This is a genomic window from Streptomyces sp. NPDC051664 (assembly GCF_044453545.1).
GTDB lineage: Bacteria > Actinomycetota > Actinomycetes > Streptomycetales > Streptomycetaceae > Streptomyces.
Genome location: NZ_JBITCU010000003.1, coordinates 305,992 through 325,997, shown reverse-complemented (window position 1 = coordinate 325,997; position 20,006 = coordinate 305,992). Strand labels below are relative to the sequence as shown.

21 protein-coding genes and 1 pseudogene are annotated in these 20,006 nt (G+C 70.3%); 9 read left to right on the top strand and 13 right to left on the bottom strand.

The features are described from left to right. The first annotated feature begins 16 nt into the window (after window positions 1-16). On the top strand, window positions 17-1,054 hold the full coding sequence (locus ACIA8E_RS07720; RefSeq protein ID WP_399295598.1) for a rod shape-determining protein: 1,038 nt from the start codon (window positions 17-19) through the stop codon (window positions 1,052-1,054). 18 nt (window positions 1,055-1,072) lie between these two features. Continuing rightward, window positions 1,073-2,662: a GAF domain-containing protein gene (locus ACIA8E_RS07715; RefSeq protein WP_399295596.1), complete on the top strand. Its 1,590-nt coding sequence runs from the start codon at window positions 1,073-1,075 to the stop codon at window positions 2,660-2,662. Here the strand turns inward: ACIA8E_RS07715 and ACIA8E_RS07710 are convergent. After that, window positions 2,640-3,071, bottom strand: coding sequence for an Lrp/AsnC family transcriptional regulator (locus ACIA8E_RS07710; protein ID WP_030925866.1), 432 nt, complete (start codon window positions 3,069-3,071; stop codon window positions 2,640-2,642). The two genes, ACIA8E_RS07715 and ACIA8E_RS07710, sit on opposite strands and share 23 nt — an antisense overlap. A gap of 125 nt (window positions 3,072-3,196) precedes the next feature. On the opposite strand from ACIA8E_RS07710, the pseudogene ACIA8E_RS07705 reads away from it, so the two are divergent. The 4 genes and pseudogenes from ACIA8E_RS07705 to ACIA8E_RS07690 all read left to right on the top strand — a co-directional run. Beyond that, a pseudogene (locus ACIA8E_RS07705) lies at window positions 3,197-3,350 on the top strand (MFS transporter); the annotation flags it as partial. A gap of 231 nt (window positions 3,351-3,581) precedes the next feature. Then, window positions 3,582-5,054, top strand: coding sequence for an acyl-CoA synthetase (locus tag ACIA8E_RS07700; protein ID WP_399295593.1), 1,473 nt, complete (start codon window positions 3,582-3,584; stop codon window positions 5,052-5,054). Continuing rightward, entirely contained in the window at window positions 5,047-6,405 is a 1,359-nt protein-coding gene (locus ACIA8E_RS07695) for a carboxyl transferase domain-containing protein (RefSeq protein WP_399295591.1), read from the top strand. Before ACIA8E_RS07700 ends, ACIA8E_RS07695 begins: the two co-directional genes overlap by 8 nt. Before the next feature lie 242 nt (window positions 6,406-6,647). Further along, the gene (locus ACIA8E_RS07690) at window positions 6,648-7,448 is read left to right on the top strand and encodes a VOC family protein (protein ID WP_399295589.1); all 801 of its coding nucleotides are present in this window, start codon (window positions 6,648-6,650) and stop codon (window positions 7,446-7,448) included. 91 nt (window positions 7,449-7,539) lie between these two features. On the opposite strand, the gene ACIA8E_RS07685 is transcribed toward ACIA8E_RS07690, so the two are convergent. The 5 genes from ACIA8E_RS07685 to ACIA8E_RS07665 all read right to left on the bottom strand — a co-directional run bounded on the left by ACIA8E_RS07685 (window position 7,540) and on the right by ACIA8E_RS07665 (window position 14,378). Further along, window positions 7,540-8,808, bottom strand: a complete 1,269-nt coding sequence (locus ACIA8E_RS07685) for an MFS transporter (RefSeq protein WP_399295587.1) — start codon at window positions 8,806-8,808, stop codon at window positions 7,540-7,542. A 44-nt stretch (window positions 8,809-8,852) separates the two neighbouring features. After that, complete coding sequence (locus tag ACIA8E_RS07680) at window positions 8,853-10,736, bottom strand: ABC transporter ATP-binding protein (RefSeq protein ID WP_399295585.1); 1,884 nt, start codon at window positions 10,734-10,736, stop codon at window positions 8,853-8,855. A 243-nt stretch (window positions 10,737-10,979) separates the two neighbouring features. Continuing rightward, complete coding sequence (locus tag ACIA8E_RS07675) at window positions 10,980-11,168, bottom strand: hypothetical protein (protein WP_399295583.1); 189 nt, start codon at window positions 11,166-11,168, stop codon at window positions 10,980-10,982. A gap of 982 nt (window positions 11,169-12,150) precedes the next feature. Continuing rightward, on the bottom strand, window positions 12,151-13,728 hold the full coding sequence (xerC, locus tag ACIA8E_RS07670) for a tyrosine recombinase XerC (RefSeq protein WP_399295581.1): 1,578 nt from the start codon (window positions 13,726-13,728) through the stop codon (window positions 12,151-12,153). 68 nt (window positions 13,729-13,796) lie between these two features. Next, on the bottom strand, window positions 13,797-14,378 hold the full coding sequence (locus ACIA8E_RS07665) for a helix-turn-helix domain-containing protein (RefSeq protein ID WP_399295579.1): 582 nt from the start codon (window positions 14,376-14,378) through the stop codon (window positions 13,797-13,799). Between the two features lie 102 nt (window positions 14,379-14,480). On the opposite strand from ACIA8E_RS07665, the gene ACIA8E_RS07660 reads away from it, so the two are divergent. Beyond that, a complete protein-coding gene (locus ACIA8E_RS07660) occupies window positions 14,481-14,735 on the top strand; it encodes a DNA-binding protein (RefSeq protein ID WP_399295577.1) in 255 nt (84 codons plus the stop codon). Window positions 14,736-15,025: 290 nt separating this feature from the next. On the opposite strand, the gene ACIA8E_RS07655 is transcribed toward ACIA8E_RS07660, so the two are convergent. Further along, window positions 15,026-15,226, bottom strand: a complete 201-nt coding sequence (locus ACIA8E_RS07655) for a hypothetical protein (protein ID WP_399295575.1) — start codon at window positions 15,224-15,226, stop codon at window positions 15,026-15,028. Between the two features lie 147 nt (window positions 15,227-15,373). Continuing rightward, entirely contained in the window at window positions 15,374-15,940 is a 567-nt protein-coding gene (locus ACIA8E_RS07650) for a hypothetical protein (RefSeq protein WP_399295573.1), read from the bottom strand. Window positions 15,941-16,197: 257 nt separating this feature from the next. Here ACIA8E_RS07650 and ACIA8E_RS07645 point away from each other — a divergent pair, with 257 nt between their 5' ends. After that, window positions 16,198-17,508 carry a helix-turn-helix domain-containing protein gene (locus tag ACIA8E_RS07645; protein WP_399295571.1) on the top strand — a complete coding sequence of 437 codons (1,311 nt, stop codon included), beginning with the start codon at window positions 16,198-16,200 and terminating at the stop codon, window positions 17,506-17,508. Here ACIA8E_RS07645 and cutA read toward each other — a convergent pair. Then, window positions 17,505-17,825: a divalent-cation tolerance protein CutA gene (cutA, locus tag ACIA8E_RS07640; RefSeq protein WP_399295569.1), complete on the bottom strand. Its 321-nt coding sequence runs from the start codon at window positions 17,823-17,825 to the stop codon at window positions 17,505-17,507. The genes ACIA8E_RS07645 and cutA overlap by 4 nt on opposite strands. Before the next feature lie 69 nt (window positions 17,826-17,894). On the opposite strand from cutA, the gene ACIA8E_RS07635 reads away from it, so the two are divergent. Beyond that, window positions 17,895-18,098 (top strand): hypothetical protein, encoded by a 204-nt coding sequence (locus tag ACIA8E_RS07635; protein WP_399295567.1) that lies wholly within the window; start codon window positions 17,895-17,897, stop codon window positions 18,096-18,098. Between the two features lie 204 nt (window positions 18,099-18,302). Here the strand turns inward: ACIA8E_RS07635 and ACIA8E_RS07630 are convergent, their stop codons facing one another. The 4 genes from ACIA8E_RS07630 to ACIA8E_RS07615 are packed head-to-tail and all read right to left on the bottom strand — an operon-like array spanning window position 18,303 to window position 19,998. Next, window positions 18,303-18,554 carry a hypothetical protein gene (locus ACIA8E_RS07630; protein WP_399295565.1) on the bottom strand — a complete coding sequence of 84 codons (252 nt, stop codon included), beginning with the start codon at window positions 18,552-18,554 and terminating at the stop codon, window positions 18,303-18,305. Then, window positions 18,551-18,781, bottom strand: a complete 231-nt coding sequence (locus tag ACIA8E_RS07625; RefSeq protein WP_319327347.1) for a holin — start codon at window positions 18,779-18,781, stop codon at window positions 18,551-18,553. Before ACIA8E_RS07625 ends, ACIA8E_RS07630 begins: the two co-directional genes overlap by 4 nt. Before the next feature lie 12 nt (window positions 18,782-18,793). Then, window positions 18,794-19,651 (bottom strand): peptidoglycan-binding protein, encoded by an 858-nt coding sequence (locus ACIA8E_RS07620; RefSeq protein WP_399295563.1) that lies wholly within the window; start codon window positions 19,649-19,651, stop codon window positions 18,794-18,796. Next, a complete protein-coding gene (locus ACIA8E_RS07615; RefSeq protein ID WP_399295561.1) occupies window positions 19,651-19,998 on the bottom strand; it encodes a hypothetical protein in 348 nt (115 codons plus the stop codon). The genes ACIA8E_RS07620 and ACIA8E_RS07615 overlap by 1 nt, the downstream gene beginning before the upstream one ends. Window positions 19,999-20,006: the final 8 nt, after the last annotated feature.

Here is a 20,006-nt window from a genome sequence, read left to right as displayed (position 1 = left end):
TCCCGGGAGACCTGCCGTGACCGTCAGTCTTGAGCAGTTGCGCCGCTGCCACGTCGCCGTCGACCTCGGGGCCGCCCGGACCCGCGTGTACATCAAGGGGCTCGGGCTCGTCGTCGACGAGCCGAGTGCCGCCGCCATCAACACCCGTAGCGGTTCGCTCATCGCCGTCGGTGAGCTCGCCGAGAAGATGACGGGCCGCACCCCCGACTACATCCGGGTGGTCCGCCCGGTGTCCGGCGGGTCTGTCATCGACATCGAAATGGCCCAGCGCATGCTCCGCCATCTGCTCGGCGAGAAGCTCCGCCGTCAGCTGCGCCGCAAGCCGCGGCTGCGCGCCGCCGCCTGCACCCCGCACGACAGCGATCCGCTCGCCCAGCGCGCCACCATCGAGACCCTGGTCGGGCTCGGCGCCCGGCGGGTCGAGCTGGTCGACACCCTGCTTGCGGCTGCGGTCGGCTGCGATCTCCCGGTCGAGCAACCGGTCGGGAGCATGATCATGGTGTGCGGAGCGGCGACCACGCAGATCGCCGTGCTCTCGCTCGGTTCGATCGTGACCGCGGTACGGATCCCGATCGGCGGCGACGCCATCGACCACGCGGTGATCCAGCATCTGCGCCAGCAGCACGAGTTGATGCTGCCGAGCCAGTCGGTACGCCCGTTGCAGCTGGCCCTCAGCGGCAACGGCCTGACCTCGCACGGGCCGGCCGTGACCGAGATCCACGGCCGTGATGTCGTGACCGGTCTGGCCCGCTCGGTGCAGGTCGACACCGCCGCCGTCCGGCGCGCCATCCACACCCCGCTGACCGCGGTCCTCGACGGTCTCGGCAAGGTGCTGCGCGACTGCCCGCCCGATCTGGTGGCCGACCTCGCGGACTGCGGGATCATGATGGTCGGCGGCAGTGCGCTGCTGCCCGGGCTCGACCAGATGCTGCGCGATGCGACGGGCATGCCGGTGCACATCGCGGACCGCCCCGATGTGTGCGCCGTCCTGGGGCTCGGCGCCATGCTGGACGGCAAGGTCGAGCCGATGGTCCTCAACCCGCTGGCCGCCTGACGGCCGTCGGGGCGGCGGATGACTTACGAGAGCGAAGGCCGGGGTGCGACAGGCGGGCCCCCGAGCAGCAGTCCCCGCAAACTGCCGATACTTCTGGAAGCGGTGCTCAGCGTCGGCACCGATCTCGAGCTGCGGGCCACCCTCCAGCAGATCGTGGACACCGCCACCGCGCTCACCGAGGCCCGGTACGGCGCGCTCGGCGTCCTCGACCCACACCGCAGCACCATCACCGAACTGTTCACCTCCGGTCTCACCGATGCCGAACGGCAGCGCATCGGTCGCTTCCCGGACGGGCACTCGGGACTGCTCGGTGTGCTCGTCGAGGAACCCGAACCGTTGCGCTCCGACGATCTGACCGCCGACCCACGCTCCAGCGGCGTGCCGCCCGGCCATCCACGGATGCGTTCCTTCCTCGGGGCGCCCATCCGGGTGCACAGCGAGGTGTTCGGCAATCTCTATCTCACCGGGAAACGCACCGGACACTTCACCGATACGGACATGGCGCTGCTGCAGGTCCTCGCCGCTCAGGCCGGGATCGCGATCGGCAACGCCCGGCTGTACGAGACGGTCTGCCAACGGGAGCGCTGGATCGAGGGCGCGGCGGCCGTCACCACGGCCCTGCTGGGCGGCACGAATGCGACGGACGCGTTGATGACCGTTGCCGAGCGGGCCCGCGTTCTCGCCGATGCCTCGGCCGGAGTGATCCTCCAGCCGACCGAGAACGGTGGGATGGAGATCGTCACCGCGTCCACGCTCGACGACCCGGCCGGCATCGTCGGCACCACCATCGAACCAGGCTCCCCCGTGCTGGTGCAGTTGCTGGGCGGTGAGCCGGTCTTCATCGACGACTCGGCGACCGATCCACGGATGACGACGCATGTGAGGACCCGGTTCGGCCCCAGCATGATGCTGCCGTTGCAGAGCGGTGGCAGGCTCATCGGCACCCTCGCGCTGCCCCGGCGGCGTGGCGGACGCCCGTACACGGCCGTGGACCGGCTGCTGGCCTCCCAGTTCGCCTCTCAGGCCGCGCTCGCCCTGGTGATGGCGGACGCCCAGCACAACAGGGAACAGCTCGCGGTGTACGAGGACCGTGACCGGATCGCCCGCGATCTGCACGATCTCGTCGTCCAGCGGCTCTTCGCGACCGAGATGATGCTGGAGTCGACCCGCCGCCGGGCGGCCGCCCCGGAGACGGACGAGCTGCTCACCCGGGCCGTCGACGAGCTGAACTCCACCATTCAGGAAGTACGGACCGCGATCTTCGCCCTCCAGCAGCCGCCCACCGATGCGCCCAGCACCTTCCGCGGCCGGGTGCTCCGGGAGACCGGGGGCGCGGCCTCCGTTCTCGGCTTCCAGCCGTCGGTGCAGTTCACCGGGGCGGTGGACTCACTCGTGCGGCAGCCGGCGGACCGAAAGCTCCTCGCGGCACTGCGCGGCGCGCTCGCGGCGGCGCACCGGCGGACCGGGGTGTCGGCCATCGAGGTGGAGGTGGACGCGACGACGCGGCTGCCCGACGGGCGGGCCGCAGTCCGGCTGGTGGTCGCCGACGACGGGCGGGGCGACGACGGCTCGCGCTCCACGACGTTCACCTGGCAGGCGCCGCTCTGAGCGCGACCCGGGTGCTGGAGTGGGCGACGCCCGCCTCCCGCTTGAGCCGGCGCAGCAGTCCGTCCAGGGCGGCGGTGTCGGCGACCGTGGCCCGTACGAGGTAGTCGTGCCCGCCCGTCACGTGCACCACTTCGGTGATGCCGGGCAGGGCGAGAACCGCCCTTTCGAACACCTCGTTGGTCGTGTCGATACGTAGCGTGACATCGATGAAGACGACCAGACCCGTTCGGGTGTCGGCGGCCGGGTCGATGATCACGGTGAAGCCGCGGATGACGCCGTCGCGGCGCAGCCGCCGCACCCGGTCGGCCGCGGCATTGGCACTGAGGCCGACCCGTACCCCCAGATCGCGGTACGAGATCCGCGCGTCCTCCTGGAGGACGCTGAGGATTTCCCTGTCCAGACGGTCCATACCGCGATTGTCGCAGCTTGTGCCGGATTGCGACTGCGGAGACCACGTCAGCCCGGTCCGTAGCCGGTGACCCGCGTGGCGTAGGCCGACGGGCCCACCTGCACCACCGGGCCTTGACTTGCGGGGTGGAAGCCGTCAAGCGGTCCCCCGCTCCGGCAGTCCGGCCGTCCGCGGCCGCATACCGCAACCTTGTGGTGGCCACGATCGGCTTCTTTACTCACGTTCTGGGCTTGGAACCTGATCGCGCCGCTCTCGGGGGACTGCAAGGAGCGGCTCGGGCCGAGGGGCGGATGCGGAACATTCAGCGGGACCAGAGGATGCGCGAGCCGGCTGCCTGAGGGCTGTCCCGCAATCCCGGTGGATCAGCGCGCGGCGTCGGACGCGGCGCATCGCGGGGCGGAGTGGCGTCCTCGTACGGTGCGCGTATCCGGGCGCTCAGACGACGCGACGAGGTGCCCGGCCGTCGTCGCGCGCCCGCCGGGGATTACGGAGAGCCCTTAGGGTCGGAGGGTGACTTCTCTTCTGCCTGCGCTGCATGACGGATCCGGCCCCGCGGCCGCCCGGGAAGCCGTCCGGTTCGGTGAACACACCCTGACGTACGCACAGTTGGCCGCGGCCTCCGACGCGCTCGCCGCGCGGCTCGCGGACGCGGGAAGGGTCGCCGTCTGGGCCACGCCGACCGCCGAGACCGTCGTCGCGGTGGTGGCGGCGCTGCGGGCCGGGGTGCCCGCCGTCCCCCTCAACCCGAAGAGCGGCACACGCGAACTGGCGCACATCGTGGCCGACAGCGCCCCCTCGGCGGTGCTGGCCGGGGCGGGTGACGTGCTCCCGCCGGTGCTCGCCGCGCTGGACCGTATGGATGTCGACACGGCAGCGACGGCGGCCGACGGCGTCGTCTTCCCCGAACCCTCCCCCGAGTCCCCCGCCCTGATCGTCTACACCTCCGGCACCACGGGCCCGCCCAAGGGGGCGATCCTGCCCCGCCGCGCGATCGCCGCCTCGCTGGACGCGCTGGCGGACGCCTGGCAGTGGACGGGCGACGACGTCCTTGTGCACGCCCTGCCGCTGTTCCATGTGCACGGCCTGATCCTGGGCGTGCTCGGGCCGCTGCGCCTGGGCGGATCGGTGCGGCATCTGGGGCGGTTCTCCACCGAGGGTGTGACCCGGGAACTGTCGTCCGGCGCCACGATGCTGTTCGGCGTACCGACGATGTACCACCGGATCGCCGAGGCACTCGGCACGGCGGCACCGGCCGCGGCCGAGCTGGCGGAGGCGCTCGCCGGGGCCCGGCTGCTGGTATCGGGGTCGGCCGCGCTTCCGGTCCATGACCACGAACGCATCGCGGCGGCGACCGGCCGACGGGTCATCGAGCGGTACGGCATGACGGAGACCCTGATGAACACGAGCGTCCGGGCGGACGGCGAGCCTCGCCCCGGGACGGTCGGCGTACCGCTGCGGGGCGTCGAACTCCGGCTCGTCGAGGAGGGCGGCACCCCGCTCGACGATCCGAAGGCCGAGGGCGCGGTGGGCGAGATCCAGGTGCGCGGCCCGAACCTCTTCGCCGGCTATCTGAACCGCCCCGACGCGACGGCGGCCGCCTTCGCCGAGGACGGCTGGTTCCGTACCGGCGACATGGCCGCCCTCGACGCCGACGGCTATGTACGGATCGTCGGCCGCAAGGCCACCGACCTGATCAAGAGCGGCGGCTACAAGATCGGCGCGGGCGAGATCGAGAACGCGCTGCTGGACCACCCGGGCGTCCGCGAGGCCGCCGTCACCGGGGAGCCGGACCCGGATCTGGGCGAGCGGATCGTCGCCTGGGTGGTGCCGGCCGACCCGGCCGCACCGCCCACGGAGGCCGAGCTCGCGGACCATGTGGCGACCCAGCTGGCCCCGCACAAGCGCCCCCGCACAGTCCGTTATCTGGAAGCGCTGCCCCGCAACGACATGGGCAAGATCATGAAGCGGTCGCTCGGTGCGTAGGCGGCTGACGGCGCGGCAGGCGATCACGGCGGTCGCCGACGACTTCACCGAGTCCGGCACCCCGCCCGGCGCGGAGATACCGGCGGACGGTCCGCTCTCCTGGTCCGGTTACGCGGACGCCCGGGCCCGCGCCACGGCACGTACCGGCGAGGAGGAGTCCGTCGTCCACGGCCTTGCCACGGTCGGCGGCCTGCCGTGTGTGCTGGTCTCGTTCGAGTTCGGCTTCCTGGGCGGATCGCTGGGGCAGCGCACCGGGGACCTGCTGGAAGCCGCGTACGGGACCGCGCTCACCCGGCGGCTGCCGCTCGTCTCGATCGTCGCGACGGGCGGCAGCCGGATGCAGGAGGGCATGATCGCGCTCACCCAGCTCCAGCGGGTGGCACGCGCCTCGGCACGGCTGCGGGCCGCGGGTCTGCCACAGCTCGCGATCGTGCGCGATCCGACGACGGGCGGCGGCTGGGCCACGCTGGGGGCGGGCGCCGATGTGATCCTGGCGCTTCCGGGGGCCCAGATCGGGTTCGCCGGATCGCGGGTGCGGCCGGTGGACGCGGACCCGTCGGCGTACGCCGCGGAGGGCCAGCTGGCGGCGGGCCAGATCGACGCGGTCGTCCACGCGGACGAGCTGCCACGGACGCTGAGGCGGTGGCTGGGCGCGCTGGGGGCGGCAGGCGTCGACGAGTCCCGCGCACCGGTCCCGGGCGCTCTCGCGGCCACCGGGCTGCCGGCGACCGGCTGGGACGCGGTGCAGCAGGCCCGTTCCTCGGCCCGGCCGCGTGCCGGGGCGTATCTCGACGCGTACTTCGACCACCTGCTGCCGCTCAGCGGCGACCGGTGCGGCGGTACGGATCCGGGGCTGCTCTGCGGGTTCGGGGTGCGCGGCGGCCGGCCGATCGCGTACGTCGCCCAGTGCGGCACCGCGACCCGCCCGGCCGGCTACCGCACCGCGGCCCGGGTGATCCGGCTCGCGGACCGGCTCGGCGTGCCCGTCCTGACTCTGATCGACACCCCCGGGGCGGCCAACGACGCCGAGGCGGAACGGGCGGGCGCGGGGGCCGCCATCGCCGATGCGTTCGCGGCGATCGCCGAGGCCCGGGTCCCGGTGACGACCCTGGTGATCGGCGAGGGCGGGTCGGGCGGAGCACTCGCCCTGGCTGCGCCGGAGAACACATATGTCACCCCGGACAGCTACTTCTCCGTCATCGCCCCGGAGCTCGCGGCAGCCATCCTGAAGCGCTCCCCCGACGCTGTGCACGCCACGGCCGACCAGTTGCGCCTGCGCCCCCAGGACCTGGTGGAGCTGGGGGTCGCCCGCGGCATCGCGGCCCCGGAGGCCAAGGCCGCCGGCGGGTAGCCCGGCGCGCGGCGTGCGAGATGACCGGCCAACGGCCGTCCCGTGATCCCTGGCAGCCGCACGACGACAGCTACGGCATCTCGCCGCGTTGCCGGAACGCCCGGATACGCGCCCCGTATGGGGACGACCCTCCGCCTTGCGATGCACCGCATCCGACGTCGCGCGCCGATCCATCAGGGACTTCACGACAGCCCGTAGCGTGAAAACCCGGAGCGGATTCACCGAGTCAGGAGCGCAGAACCATGGCTGTGGAACCAGAGGGCACCCCGTGCTGGGCGGACGCGATGTTCACCGATGTCGAGGGGGCGAAGAGCTTCTACGGTGACGTGCTGGGGTGGACGTTCGGTGAGTCGTCGTCGGAGTTCGGCAACTACACGCAGGCGTACGCGAACGGCAAGGCGGTCGCCGCCGTCGTACCCCCGATGCCCGGCCAGGAAGGCCAGTCGGCATGGTGCCTGTACCTCGCGTCGCCGGACGCCGCAGCCACCGCCGCAAAGATCCGTGACAACGGTGGCGAGGTGCTGATGGAGCCGATGCAGGTCGGTGACTTCGGCTCGATGGCGCTGGCCCGCGACCCGGGCGGGGTGGTCTTCGGTGTGTGGCAGGCGGGGCAGCACGAAGGGTTCGAGGCCCGGGCCACACCGGGCGCGTACTGCTGGGCCGAGGTGTTCACCCGGGACCCGGCGAAGTCGGACGCATTCTTCCCCGGCGTCTTCCCGTACCGCGTGAAGCAGATGCAGGACGACGCGATCGACTTCGCGCTCTACGACCTGGGCGCCGACCCGGTCCTGGGTCGGATGAAGATGACGGACGACTTCCCGCCCGAGGTACCGCCGTACCTCAATGTGTACTTCACCGTCGAGGACTGCGACGCGGCGGTCGCGAAGGCGACGGAGCGCGGGGCGATCCTCCGGTTCGGTCCGATGACCAGCCCGTTCGGCCGGTTCGCGGCGCTGAGCGATCCGCAGGGCGCGGCGTTCTCCGTGATCGACGTCAAGACGACCGAGGGCGAGATGCCGAAGCTCTCCGACGCGACCGCCTGAGTGGGGGAGGCGCGCCGCCGGGGGCCGGTCGGCCCGCGCGCGTGACCGGCCCCAGGCGGCCGGTCGGCCCGGGGTGACCGGCCCCGGCCTGTCAGGGCTGCGGATCCCGGGCGTCGTACCGGGCGAATCCCCGCCACTTCAGCGCGAGCAGCGACACCGCGACCACGCATGCGATGCCGCCCCCGGTGGCCGCAACCGTCGGGGACGCCAGATCGGCGACCGAACCCGCCAGGAAGTCCCCGAGCCGCGGCCCACCGGCCACCACCACGATGAACACGCCCTGCAGCCGCCCCCGCATCTCGTCCGGCACCGCCGCCTGGAGCATGGTGTTCCGGAAGACCATCGAGACGGTGTCCGCGCAGCCGGCGAGCGCCAGCAGGACCAGCCCGAGCCAGAGCTGGCGGGTCAGCCCGAAGACGGCGATGGCGCTGCCCCAGCAGGCCACGGCGGTGATCACCGCGAGCCCGTGCCGTCTGATCCGGCTCAGCCAGCCGGAGAACACCCCGCCCAGCAGTGCCCCCAGTGCCGGAGCCGCGACCAGCAGCCCGGTGGTCTTCGCGTCACCGCCGTACCAGACCACGGCGACGACCGGGAAGAGCGCCCGCGGGTGGGCGAGGACCATGGCGCACAGATCGGTGAAGAAGGTCATCCGCAGAATGGGCCGCGCCGCCAGGAACCGCAGCCCGTCCACCACGGACGCCCGCTTCTCGCTCCCCGCGTCGTCCCCGCGCTCGGGAAGCATCGAGGGCAGCCGCCACATCGCGTACAGCGCGGCGGTGAAGGTGACGGCGTCGACGGTGTACGCGGCCCGGTACCCCCACCAGCCGACCATGAGTCCGCCCAGCATCGGCCCGACCAGTGCACCGGTGGTGCTGGTGATGGAGCTGAGCGCGTTTGCGGCGGGCAGCTGCTCGGCCGGCAGGAGTCGCGCGACCATCGAGCTGCGGGCCGGTGAGTTGAGCGCGAAGCAGACCGCCTGCAGGGCGACGACCGCGTACAGCAGCCCCAACTGCTCGACTCCGGCGACACTCGCGGCGACCAGTGCGACGGCGAGCACGAACGAACCGGAGGAGCTGGCCAGCCCCAGTTTGCGCCGGTCGACGGTGTCCGCGACGGCTCCGCCGTACAGCCCGAAGACGACCAGCGGCAGAAACGAACAGAACCCGATGAGCCCGACCGAGAAGGCGGACCCGGTGATGTCGTACACCTGGAGCGACACGGCGAGCGCCGTCATCCCCTGCCCGATCCAGGAGACCGTGTTCCCGAACCAGAGCCGCCGGTAGTCGGGCGAGGTCCGCAGCGGAGTCAGGTCCGCGAGTATGCGTGTGCGATGTACAGGTTCTTCGGTCGTTTCGGTCACAGCGGATGGTAACGACCGGTCCGGAGCCGGCTGACCCTAGGGCCCTACCGCCAGTGGATACCCGATGGGCGCGCATGCTTGGCGTGTGCGTTCACGGTGCCGTTGCGACGCGAGGGCTTGGCGTCGAACAGCGTGGCGTACAGGCCGCTCCGGTCGAGCAGTTGGGTGTGCGTGCCCGACTCCACCAGACACCCCTCGTCCAGCACCAGGATGCGGTCGGCGTCGGCGGCAAGGGCCAGGTCGTGCGTGATGACGATGGTGGTGCGTCCCTCGGCGAGGCGCCGCAGCGGGCCGAGGATGCGCTGTGCGGCCAGTGCGTCCAGGCCGGTGGTGGGCTCGTCGAGAAGGAGGACGGGCGCGTCGCGGACCATGGCACGAGCGATCGCGATGCGCTGCAACTGGCCTCCGGAGAGCCGGGACGTGCCGGGTGAGACAACGGTGTTGTAGCCGTCGGGAAGCGCACGGATGAAATCGTGCGCGTCGGCTGCCCGCGCGGCCTCCTCGACGTCACGGAGGGTTGTGTCGGTGCGCCCGCACGCGATGTTCTGCTCGATGGTGTCGTGCAGGACGAGGGTGTCCTGCGGCAGCAGCGTGATGTTCCGGCGGAGGTAGGTCAGCGGCAGCTGGTCCACGGATGTGCCGTCCAGCCGGATGCTGCCGGAGTCCGGGTCGTAGAACCTCAGCAGCAGAGCGGCCAGGGTCGACTTGCCGGCTCCGCTGGGGCCGGTGATGACCAGCAGTTCGCCGGGGCCCGCGGTGAACGAGAGACCGCGGAGAACCGGCTCCGGGTTGCCCGGGTAGTGGAAGTCGACCTGTCGCGCCTCCACCTCGCCGACAGCGCGCCGCCGGGCCGGGGCCGCGACGGATACACCCGGGTCGGTGACGGTGGGTTCGGTGTCGAGGATCTCCAGAAGCCGCTCGGCTCCGGCGGTCGCGGCGGTGGCCGTCAGACCGAGCTGGCCCAGGGAGCGGATCGGCGGGTAGAGGGAACCGATGAAGGCGGCGAACGCGAGGAGCTGCCCGAGTGTGATCCCGCCCGTGGAGATCTGCCACGCCCCCAGACCGATGATCGCCAGGACACACACCGTTTCGAGGACCTCCACGAGTTGCTCGTAGAGCTCGGCGAGCCGGGTGCCTCTCACCGCCGCCTTGAATCGGGCACGCGCCTTGCCGAGGAGTCGTTCCTCCTCGTCGTGCTGCCTGTTGTACGCCTGGGTCATGACGACGTTGACCAGCGTCTCCTCGACCACGGCGGTGATGGCACCGTCCGCCGCACGTCCGCGCCGGGACACCGCGCGCAGAGGCCCCGTGAACACGCGGGTGACGAGGTAGAAGAGCGGGATCATGGCAAAAGTGGCGAGGGCCAGTTTCCAGCTCAGCCACACAGCGGCGGCAGCGTAGAAGAAGGTGTTGAAGAGAGCGGTCGCAGCCCCGACGATGCCGGAGACCACGAGGGCCTCGATGGCTTCCACATCACCGGTGAGCCGCTCGACCAGGTCACCGCGGCGATTGCGCTGGTAGAAGTGGGGCGGCAGCGTCTGCAGATGGCTGAAGACCTTGGCCCGCAGCCGCATCACGAAGCGTTCGGCGGTCCAGACCGCGAGCGAGCTGCACAGATACCCCACGATCGCACCGATGACGGCCACGGTGAGCCACTGACCAGCAGGTTTCCAGAAGGCACTGACGGATCCCTGTTGCAGAGCGTTGTCGGTCAGATCCGCGAAGAGAAGGATGGTGATGGTCTCCGCGATCGCGGACACGGCGGCAAGGGCGCAGATGAGCACGAGCCAGCGCCGGTCGCCGTAGGTAAGCGGCCAGAACCGTCGGAACGACCGCACCACGCTGATGGGGTCGGTACGGATCGGAACGTCCGTCACCGATTCCGGGGGCGGCTCGTCGGGGCGCGCGAGGGGGCCGAGAAGGCGCATGGGCCTCACATCACTGAGGGGTGCGGAATGCGGACCGCCGCCAGAGCCTGTTCCCGGATCGGGGCCGGATCACGGCGCAATCTGCGATGCCGTCGCGATTCAAGCCTTGAAAAGCGCCTGCCAGGGGCCGCAGGGCAGGATCCGAACGGGAGGCCCCTGGGGCGCGGGCCCCAGAACCACGAGGCGTGACCCGCGCGGTTGCGCGGGCCAGCCTCGTGTAAGGGGTTTGGGGATTCTGGGTGGTCAGTAGCCGTAGCCGCCGTAGCCGCCGTAGCCGCCGTAACCGCCGCGGCCTCGACGTCCGAAGCCGCCGCGTCCACGCCGGCCGAAGCCGTAGCCGTAGCCGCCGTAACCGCCGTAGCCGCCGTAGCCGCCCCAGCCGCCCCAACGACCCCTGCCACCCCCATGGCGGAAGATGTCACGAACGTTCATCTTCGCCTCCTTTGGGAAGTAGTTCGGTGTGCCGCTCCCTGTTTCTGCCGCGGCACTACCGACACTACGACGCCTCAACCGGACCAACAAGTCGTACACGTACGAATTCGGGCAAAAGCCGCATTTCCCGGCAAATATTTGTGATTCGCCCTGCGCGACGCGCGGACACGAAGCGGCCCACAGGGCGCCTCACCAGCACACCGGAACCCGCCCGCAGCATCCCTGACGGAATGGGCCGCAGCGGCCCACACCCCCTCTAGATCCGGGGCGACAGCCGGCAGGCGCCACAGGTGTGGGCAAGGTGCGACGGAACAGCCTCGGAGCGTGACGGTGCGCCACTACCGCTCGAGGGTCCGTCCCGAATCGCAATGGGCGAACCGCGTTGCTGAAGCAAAGAACATTGCCCGTACTGAGCGTCAGGGCACAGACGCGGGGCGCCACACTCCCGCACGTCCCCTCAACGCCGGTGACAGCCGGTCCACTTGACGCATGCCCGGAGAAAACCGGTCGGTGGGTGCGGGGTTCGGGCTCCGCAGGGGGCCTCGCACAGAGCCCCGGCCACATGTGCGGTCGGGGCTCCGCCCTGCTCTGATCCGTCAGCCTCTGAGCCGACAGGGGGCCCGTGTGCGGCCTTCAGCGTGTCTTGCGCGTTCGAAGCCGCCGCGCGTGCATCCTTGTTTCCAGGAGGCTGGAACGTTCCTGCGCTGCGGCCGCCATGGTGGGGCGGGTGGGACTCGAACCCACGGCCGACGGATTATGAGTCCCCTGTCAGGGGCCTCCCCCTCGTGTCGCCTCGTGACACCCCGTGTTGTGCAGTGCAAGACGTGCTGGTCAGTGCACCGTTCCGATCTGAGCACGCTTCCCCTCGTGTCAGCTCGTGTCGCCCCGTGATATCTCGTTACGAGCCGTTCGGCCGAGCAATGGCCGAGCAGAACCCCGCCGCGACCTGCGCAAACGCACCGCCCTCGCGACACCTTCGAAGCTACTCGGCCACTGGCTCAACGTCGCCTCTCCGGGCCCTCGGAACCATCCCGGCCGCCCGCTCCGCGATCTCCTGATCGACCTCTTTCAGCAGCGACGTGTAGGTGTCCGACGCGAGCTGAATCGTTGAATGCCGCAACGTCTCCTTCACCGCGTGCATGTCGCCACCACCACCGTGGATGAGGGTGGCCGCGCAGTGCCGCAGGTCCCGCAGGTTGATCGGCGGCAGACCGGCCCGCCGGTAAATCCGCCGGAACTCCTCGGACACCTTTTCCGGGTGCAGCCACGACCCGTCGATGTCCACGAACTCCTTCCCGGTCTCCACCCAGTCCGGAGTGTCCAGGCCCTGCGCCCGCTCCAGTACGGCCCCCTCGTTCCACTCCTCCCGCTCTCGGGCCTTACGGACGCGGTGCTCCCGCAGCACGGCCACGTTCAGCGAGTCCAGCGCGATCGTCGCCGCCGACCCATCCGTCTTCGGCGTGTCCTCGAACACCTCCCAGTTGTCGACCACCAGCTCCGCCGCAATGGTGATCGCCCCGTTCTCCAGGTCCGTGTTCACCGAGTCATGCCCCACCCCCTCACCACGGCGCAGCCCCCGGAAAGCGATCAGGTGGTAGAACGCGTAAAGCCTCGACTCCTCGGCGACGTCCAGGAACCGCCCGATCTGGGTCGGCGTCCACACCATGACCGCGCTCGGCCGCTCGCCGGTCTTCTCCCAGTGCTCAACATGCCGATCCACCCACAGGACAGCCTTCGGCCGCTTGCCACTCGCCAGCTCCACCCACTGAGCGGCGTTGAACGTGATGTGCTGCCGCCGGATCGCCGCGTTGAGCGCCATGCGCAGCGTCGCCCTGATGCGCTGCTTCGTCGCCGGCCCTGTGATGAGCCGATAGGGCGGCATCGCTGCCAGCTTCTCCCGTTCGATGGCGAGGCGCGCGGACTCTGCGGCCGGGGGCCTCGACGACTTCCCCCACTTCGCTTGTCGCTCCTGCTCTCGCCTTGCCGTGTTCTCGGCCGCGATGGCCTCGTTCCGCTCGTCGATCGAGTCGAAGAACGCCTGGCAGTGGGCGACGTTGAGCCGGTCCAGCCGGTAATGGCCCACCCCCGGCAGCAGATGGACCCGGATGTGGGAGCGGTACCCGGAGGTCGTCGTTCTCTTGGTCTTCTTCGAGTCGACCCAGGTCTGGAGCCACTCCCCCACGGTCATGGACTGGTCCATCGGCACACCGCCGGCGAGGCGCCGTTTCACGTCCTCCGTGCTCGGGATGGGCTCCCGGTCCCGCATAACCGCCATCAGCAGGTCACTGACTCTGCGGGCGGCGTCCTCGTCGTCGCCCGCCAGATCCAGGATGGCGCGCACGCGGCCCAGGTCGGTTTCCGCATCCCCCACCGTGGCGTACCCGGTGCGCCGGAACCGGCGACGAGCCGCCTTGTCGCCGGGCGGCAACTCCTGGTGCAGCTCGTGGTTCCCGTGGTTCCGCTTGGACAGCTTCGGGCACTTCGAGCCGAGCCGTTTCCCGTCCTCTCCTCGGCACTCACATCTCTTGTTGATACCGCCAGCACGCCGTGCTCCGGGCATGACGAATTCCCCTCCGTCGTGACAGGGCGCAGCGCGCCCGCGGGTAACGGGCAGTCCCGGCCTGGGCTCTAGGCCTGCCGGTCCAGTCCGGTGAGCGGCGGGAGGGTCAGGCCCCGCCGGGCAATCTCGTCGCGGAGCTCGTGGAGCTCCTGGGTCAGTTCCTCGGCGACCTCGCGGGCCGCCCCAGCCTCCGGCCCGCCGGGCTCTCCCTGCCACCGGTAGTCCGAGATCGCCTGTTCCCAGATCCCCTTATAAAGGCGGCGGATCTGGGTCTCCAGGCTCCGGTGCTTCCGCAGGAGGGTCAGCGCCCACTCGCTGGAGGCGGGCTCGCCGTTCCACCAGTCCGCAGCTTCCAGAGGCGAGACCGTGCGGCCGGGAAGGTGCTCGGCCTCATCGGTGTAGCCGACGGGGAACACGATTGCCGTCGGCGCCACTTGCAGCGCCTCCGCGAGGACGCTGACCTCGGCAACGGTGACGTTGCCGCGCCTGCCGTTCTCGATGTTGGAGATCACCGTCCGGGGCAGGTTCGCGCCCAGCCGGTCACAGGCGTCCGCGAGCTGCTGCGCGCTCATGCCCTGGGCCTGGCGGTGACGGCGCACCTCCTGCGCAATGGTCCTGCTGACACGCGCCGACCAATCCGGTTGCTCCATGCTGACCCAAAGTACAGACGATGTTGTGCAGTAACAACCCATGTCGTACAGTGCGCGAAGACGACCCACATACGCGCCACATAGGCAAGGAGCTGCGCCAAAATGACCCAAGCGGCTGTTGCTGAACGCCCGGAAATGACGACGAGGGAACTCCTCGACCTCCCTCCGACGACCGACCTCGAAACGGCCGGGCGCGCCTTCGGGATCGGACGCACGACCGCCTACCAGCTGGCCCGCGCCGGCGACTTCCCGTGCCGGGTCGTCCGCGCCGGGCGCCTCTTCCGCGTCGTGACCGCCGACATGCTCCGCGTGCTCCAGGTCCCCGGCGCCAAGGACGCTGCACCCGCCTCGAACTGATCCCGCCGCCAGCCTCAAGTACGGCCCGGAGTCCCATGCATCGGTCCTGTCAGATCGGGCGGTGCATGGCAGCGAACACAACCGACACGTAGACGAGCACGAGCACGATTGCTGCGGTGATGAGCGCTCGACGGCGTGCCCGCTCGGCCCTGACTCCATCTCGGCCTCGGTCCGTCTTCTCCATGCCAGTCATCGCTTCCGTGTGAAATCCGCCCGCACCCGGGCCACCGCCAGCCTCGGGTACGGGCGTGCCCCGCCCGCAGCTGATCGGCGCAGCCACGGACGGGAGATCAGTAGTGCAACGGCACTTCGCAGCGTGGATCGTCCAGCAGGCGCCGCAGCCGGGCCTTACCAGGAGACCGCGGTCGGCAGTCCGGTGAGCACGGCGGATGCGCGTAGCTGTCGGGCCGCGCACCGGACATCGAGTCGCCGTGTGTGGCGACGACGTACGCACCCACGATGGTGCGGTCGCAGTCGACACAGATCCTCATCGCCGGGCCCCCCGCCAGGCCCGCGCGAGCCGGACCGCCGTGGGACAGGACGCCTTCACACGACACAACGCACATCCGACGGTATGGCCGATGAGGACGAGGTACGCCTCATCCCCGCGCTGGGACCAGCTGCGGACCACGCGGGCCTCACTCACCGGCCTCCCTCTCTGCCGCCGCCCGCTGGTACCGGCCGGTCATCACTAACTGAGTGACCGCCTGCGGGACGCAGAGCTCGCCGGGACTGTCCATCGGCACGCACCAGTACGAGCGGGCGTCGGACGGGGCGGTCGCATTCGGTGACGGCACGCCGAGGAAACAGCCGGACCCAAGACACTCCGCTTCCGGCACCAGCCTGGATTTCCACACGTCTTGGTGTGCGGCGCTCGCCGGTACGAGGACGTAGTACCGCCTCGACGCAACGTCGACGAACACCGGGCCGCCCATCAACGCCGTCGAGAGATAGGCGTTGACCTGGTGCAGTTCCTCCGTTCCGGCGGCAGCGTGCACCACTTCGGCCGGGACGCGGATCGCGGAGAAGATGCCTCCGCATCGCAGGAGCGCGATCCCGGCCACCGCCCACTCCTTGCGGGCCTCTTTCATGTCCTGGGCGGCCGCAAGGAGCCAGTGGCTGACCGCGAGTTCCCGCTCGGCCCGGCTCGTCACGAATACTTGCGGTCCTGCCAGGACGAGGCGAGCGGCCTCGTCCTCTCTCATTGCGCTACCCCCGTGGAGGCGCAATGGGTGCCCACCCTGAACTTCCTCGCACGGCGGGCGAGATGGGTACGCTCAAGCACGGCGACTCCTAACCAGTCGTCCACGCCCCGGGCCGGCGGACGTCACCGCCCCCGGGGCTTTGGCGTACAGGGTGGTATTCGTGCGAAACCTCTGCCTCCTGCCGCCGGGTATACCCATGATGGGTACACACTCGGGACGACCACCGCGCAGACTCAGGCGAGCAGGAAGAGTGCCGCATGATCTACCAGCCCCCCACGGCCCTGCCGCGAGATCTCCTCAACGACGACGACATGCAACGCGCGCTGATCGGCCATGACTTCGGGACGGCCTTCCGGCTCGCACGCGAACGGGCGGGGATCAGCTACTCGAAGATCGCCGCCGAGTGCGACATCAAGCCCGACCGGGTGGGAACACTCGCGCGGGGCCAAGGCCGGATCACGAGCTTCGAGAAGATCGTGCAGATCGCGGACGCTTTACGCGTCCCCGGGCACTTGCTCGGCCTCGCTCCCCGCCCGTGGGAGACGGACGCAGCTCCTGCTGGAACGTCCCGCACAGAGAACGGACCGCACGTGAGTCGCCGCACCATCCTCCAGGCAGCAACGAGTACCGGCCTCGCCGCCACCCTGCCCGCCCTCCACCGGCCCGACCCGCCGCGCCGCATCACCGACGCCTACGTCGACCGGCTCCGCGAACGCACCGCCCGCCTACGGCGCCTGGACGACGTCCTTGGCGGTGGCGACACCTACCGCGTGTACCTCGGCGAGGTCCAGTACACAAAGGGCCTCCTACGGCGTGGGTCCTTCACCGACCACTCCCGCTGTCGGCTCACCGCGCTTCTCGCCGAGCAGGCTCAGCAAGCAGGATGGGCCGCGTTCGACGGCGGGCGCACACGCGACGCCGAATCCCTCTACGAGGAGAGCCGAGACTGCGCGCGCGACGCGCAGGACACCGACCTCTACGGCAACAGCCTGGCCTTCCTCGCCTACAACACCATCGCGGACGACCGGCGCGCGGCCGTTGCGTTCGCTGAGGACTCCTGCGCCACGATCACCGACCGGACGCCGTCCTCCGTCCGCGCTCTCCTCTACGAGCGGCTCGCCTGGGCCTGCGCCGTCGACAACCAGCCGACCGGCACGGACGTGGCCCTCACCGCCGCACGCAAGGCCCTTGCCGACGCGCAGGACGACGAACCTCAGCCCGACTGGTCCGCCTGGGTCGACGACACCGAGCTCGACATCATGACGGGCCGCTGCTGGACCGAGCTCCGTCGTCCTCTCCGCGCTGTGCCCGTCCTCACCGACGCCCTGAACCGGTACTCCGACGACCACGCACGCGACAAGGCGCTCTACCTCTCCTGGCTCGCCAGCGCCTACCTCACGGCCGGCGAGGTCGAGCAGGCGGCCGTGACGACCGGCCGCGCGCTCGAACTCTCAACAGGCGTCGCCTCCATCCGACCCCGGCAGCGGATCGCTCCGCTGCTCGACCAGCTACGCCCTCACGCAGATCTCTCCGTCGTCCGGGACCTCCTGGAGCACGCGGCCGGTTAGGGAGCTACAGCTCCAGCAATCCACTTCTTGCACCCCTCGGATCCCAAGGTGATCGGTACGGCACACAGCTCCGGGTTGTCCCACGGGTGATGCTCCAGGAGGTGCGCCTCCAGCTCCGGGTAACGGTCCGTCGTCGTCTTGAGGAGGAGCTGCCACTCCTCGCCCGTGCCGTACTCGCCCAGGTGCCAGAACACGCTGGTGACCGGCCCAACGATCTGGGCACCGGCTGCGAGCCGCTTTTCGACTGCCGCACCCGCGAGGTCAATTGCCTGCTGCTTCGTCTCCGTGGCCGTGGATACCTGCACGTATTCAGTCATGCGGCCGAGTGTAGGAACTCGCGAGTCCCGTGTGCCGTGAACCGGCCACCGCCAGTACGATCGCGCCCCGTGGCAATCGAACTGAGCAACGAACTGATCGAGCTGGAAAAGGCCGCATGGGCCGAGCAGCAGGAGAACGGGCTGACGGTGGAGACCGCAGCCCGCGTGCAGGAGGCGATCACCGCCCACGCCGAAGCGACGGAACAAAGCCGCTACGACGTCGAGATGGAACTGAAGCGGGTCGTGAGGCACCCCGAGCCTGACACCGACTGACCTGCGCAGGGAGCCCCACTTGTGCGCCTCGCCCGGCGCTGCTCGGGCGAGGCGAGTCCAAGTCGCGGCAAGCAGCCAGCTAGCTGGATAAGGACCCCGCCAACGTATCGGCAGGGTCCGACAACGCCCTCAACCCAGCCTGGCAGGGCAACGGAAGGCCCCCTCGCCGCCGCACTCGGGAGGGGGCCGGTATCCGGTGGTGGATCAGCGCAGCAGCGCGACGATGCCCGTCGCCGCCCCGGCCACGCCGGTCACTGCTGCGATCGCCGGGAGCGGCCAACGGCCACGCTCCAGTGCGGCAACGCGGTCTTGGAGCTCGTCGATGTCCGACTCGGCGCTCTCCGTCCGCTGCAACGTCAGGTCGAGCCGGCCGTTGAGCTCGGCGAACCCGGTTCGGATCTCGCCGCGCATCTCCGCCAGTTCGACCGCGACCCGGTCGCCGCTCGACGGAGTCACGTGCGGGTCCGGACAGTCTCCGTGACCCCCGGTCCCTCACCGCCCCCGGACGTGGCGAGACCGGTGAGGACCGCCAGGAGCGCGGCGCTCCCGGCGAGCGAGAAACCCTGGCTCCAGTCGACGTCGAGGACACCGACGCTGTCGAGGCCGAGGCCCGCGACGAGGGTCTGCGCAGCCGTACGTACAGCGCGCTCCGCAGTGGCGCGCCAGAAGGCAAGAGTGAGCATTGTTCGGGCCTTTCAGGAGAACAGGATGTGCCAGGTGAGGGGGCCGGGGTAGCCGTCGGCGTCGCCGCTCAGCTGCTTGTTGGAGCGCTGGAAGTCGGCGACGTTCAGCCGGTCGGCCTCGCCCCAAGACTTCGACGGCCCCACCCGGTAGTGCTTGCCGAAGCCGCGGCGGACCAGCTGCTGGCCGAGCAGCAGAATCGATCCGTTCGACTGGCCGGGGGCAAACGCTCCCCGCCCAGGGAAGGCCGGCCGCGCGGGCGGCTTCGGCTGTACCGGCTTGGTCCCGAGGCGGCCGTCGATGCCGTCGCGCATCTCGTCCATGTCGAAGCCGCGGGGGTCGACCTTGCCTGGCTGCCACTCCTTGTGGCCGATGACCGAAGCGGCCTTCCACTCGTGGTGGCGGCAGATCGCGGTAGCGGCCTTCTCGATCGCTTCGAGCTGGGCAGCGGGCCAGGGGTCCTTGCCGTCGCCGAGGTTCTCGCATTCGAAGCCGTAGAAGTGCCGGTTCCCGTCGGTGTTCGCCTCGTTGTCCGCCGGCAGGCCCTTTTCCGCGACGACCGCCTGGAGCACGTCGTCATCGCCGAGGCCCGCGTGGTTGGTCCGGCCGTAGCCGATCAGGTGGATCCGGCCGTCCTTCGCGATCATGCCGTGGCACAGGGGCCCCGGCAGGTCTGCGTACCCGTTGCGGACGATCCCGACCGTGGCCGCGGTGCCTTTGGTCACGGTGTGATGGATCATCACCCCGTTCACAGGGCCCCACGCACCCTTGCTGTTCCTGTTGTGCGTACGCCAGTTGCCCTCTTCGACAACGGTGAGACCTTCGGCGCGCAGTGCGGCGAGCAGGTCGCTTGCGCTCATCGGGTTCGCCATCAGTGCTCCTCCTCCGGGGGCTCTTCCACCTGCGGGACCTCGTAGCCCGAGAGTCGGGCGGCGGTCTCTGCGGGCAGACCGGCCGCGACCAGGGCCTCGTAGTCCTGACGCTGGCGTTCCTTGTCCGCAGCCTCGATCTCAGCGACGTGCGCTTCGTTCGCGGCCGTGAGCTCGTCGACCCGGGCCTGGTACTCCGCCTCAGTGACGAGGCGGCCCGGACTCGTCAGGGTCGGCTCGCCGGTCGTCGACTCGATCCGGCCGCTGGATCCGTCGTCGTACAGCACCCAGTACGTCACCGGTTCCGCAAGCGGCTGGACCCCGGGCACAGCAAACTCAGTTCCTGTCATGAGGGGTC

What these genes read in the sequence shown, in the direction of transcription:
- ACIA8E_RS07625 (WP_319327347.1), bottom strand. Translation starts at nt 18,781, where the DNA reads ATGCTCACTCTTGCCTTCTGGCGCGCCACTGCGGAGCGCGCTGTACGT.
- ACIA8E_RS07680 (WP_399295585.1), bottom strand. Translation starts at nt 10,736, where the DNA reads ATGCGCCTTCTCGGCCCCCTCGCGCGCCCCGACGAGCCGCCCCCGGAA.
- ACIA8E_RS07675 (WP_399295583.1), bottom strand. Translation starts at nt 11,168, where the DNA reads ATGAACGTTCGTGACATCTTCCGCCATGGGGGTGGCAGGGGTCGTTGG.
- ACIA8E_RS07715 (WP_399295596.1), top strand. Translation starts at nt 1,073, where the DNA reads ATGACTTACGAGAGCGAAGGCCGGGGTGCGACAGGCGGGCCCCCGAGC.
- ACIA8E_RS07690 (WP_399295589.1), top strand. Translation starts at nt 6,648, where the DNA reads ATGGCTGTGGAACCAGAGGGCACCCCGTGCTGGGCGGACGCGATGTTC.
- ACIA8E_RS07710 (WP_030925866.1), bottom strand. Translation starts at nt 3,071, where the DNA reads ATGGACCGTCTGGACAGGGAAATCCTCAGCGTCCTCCAGGAGGACGCG.
- ACIA8E_RS07660 (WP_399295577.1), top strand. Translation starts at nt 14,481, where the DNA reads ATGACCCAAGCGGCTGTTGCTGAACGCCCGGAAATGACGACGAGGGAA.
- ACIA8E_RS07655 (WP_399295575.1), bottom strand. Translation starts at nt 15,226, where the DNA reads ATGAGGATCTGTGTCGACTGCGACCGCACCATCGTGGGTGCGTACGTC.
- cutA (WP_399295569.1), bottom strand. Translation starts at nt 17,825, where the DNA reads ATGACTGAATACGTGCAGGTATCCACGGCCACGGAGACGAAGCAGCAG.
- ACIA8E_RS07645 (WP_399295571.1), top strand. Translation starts at nt 16,198, where the DNA reads ATGATCTACCAGCCCCCCACGGCCCTGCCGCGAGATCTCCTCAACGAC.
- ACIA8E_RS07665 (WP_399295579.1), bottom strand. Translation starts at nt 14,378, where the DNA reads ATGGAGCAACCGGATTGGTCGGCGCGTGTCAGCAGGACCATTGCGCAG.
- xerC (WP_399295581.1), bottom strand. Translation starts at nt 13,728, where the DNA reads ATGCCCGGAGCACGGCGTGCTGGCGGTATCAACAAGAGATGTGAGTGC.
- ACIA8E_RS07650 (WP_399295573.1), bottom strand. Translation starts at nt 15,940, where the DNA reads ATGAGAGAGGACGAGGCCGCTCGCCTCGTCCTGGCAGGACCGCAAGTA.
- ACIA8E_RS07620 (WP_399295563.1), bottom strand. Translation starts at nt 19,651, where the DNA reads ATGGCGAACCCGATGAGCGCAAGCGACCTGCTCGCCGCACTGCGCGCC.
- ACIA8E_RS07615 (WP_399295561.1), bottom strand. Translation starts at nt 19,998, where the DNA reads ATGACAGGAACTGAGTTTGCTGTGCCCGGGGTCCAGCCGCTTGCGGAA.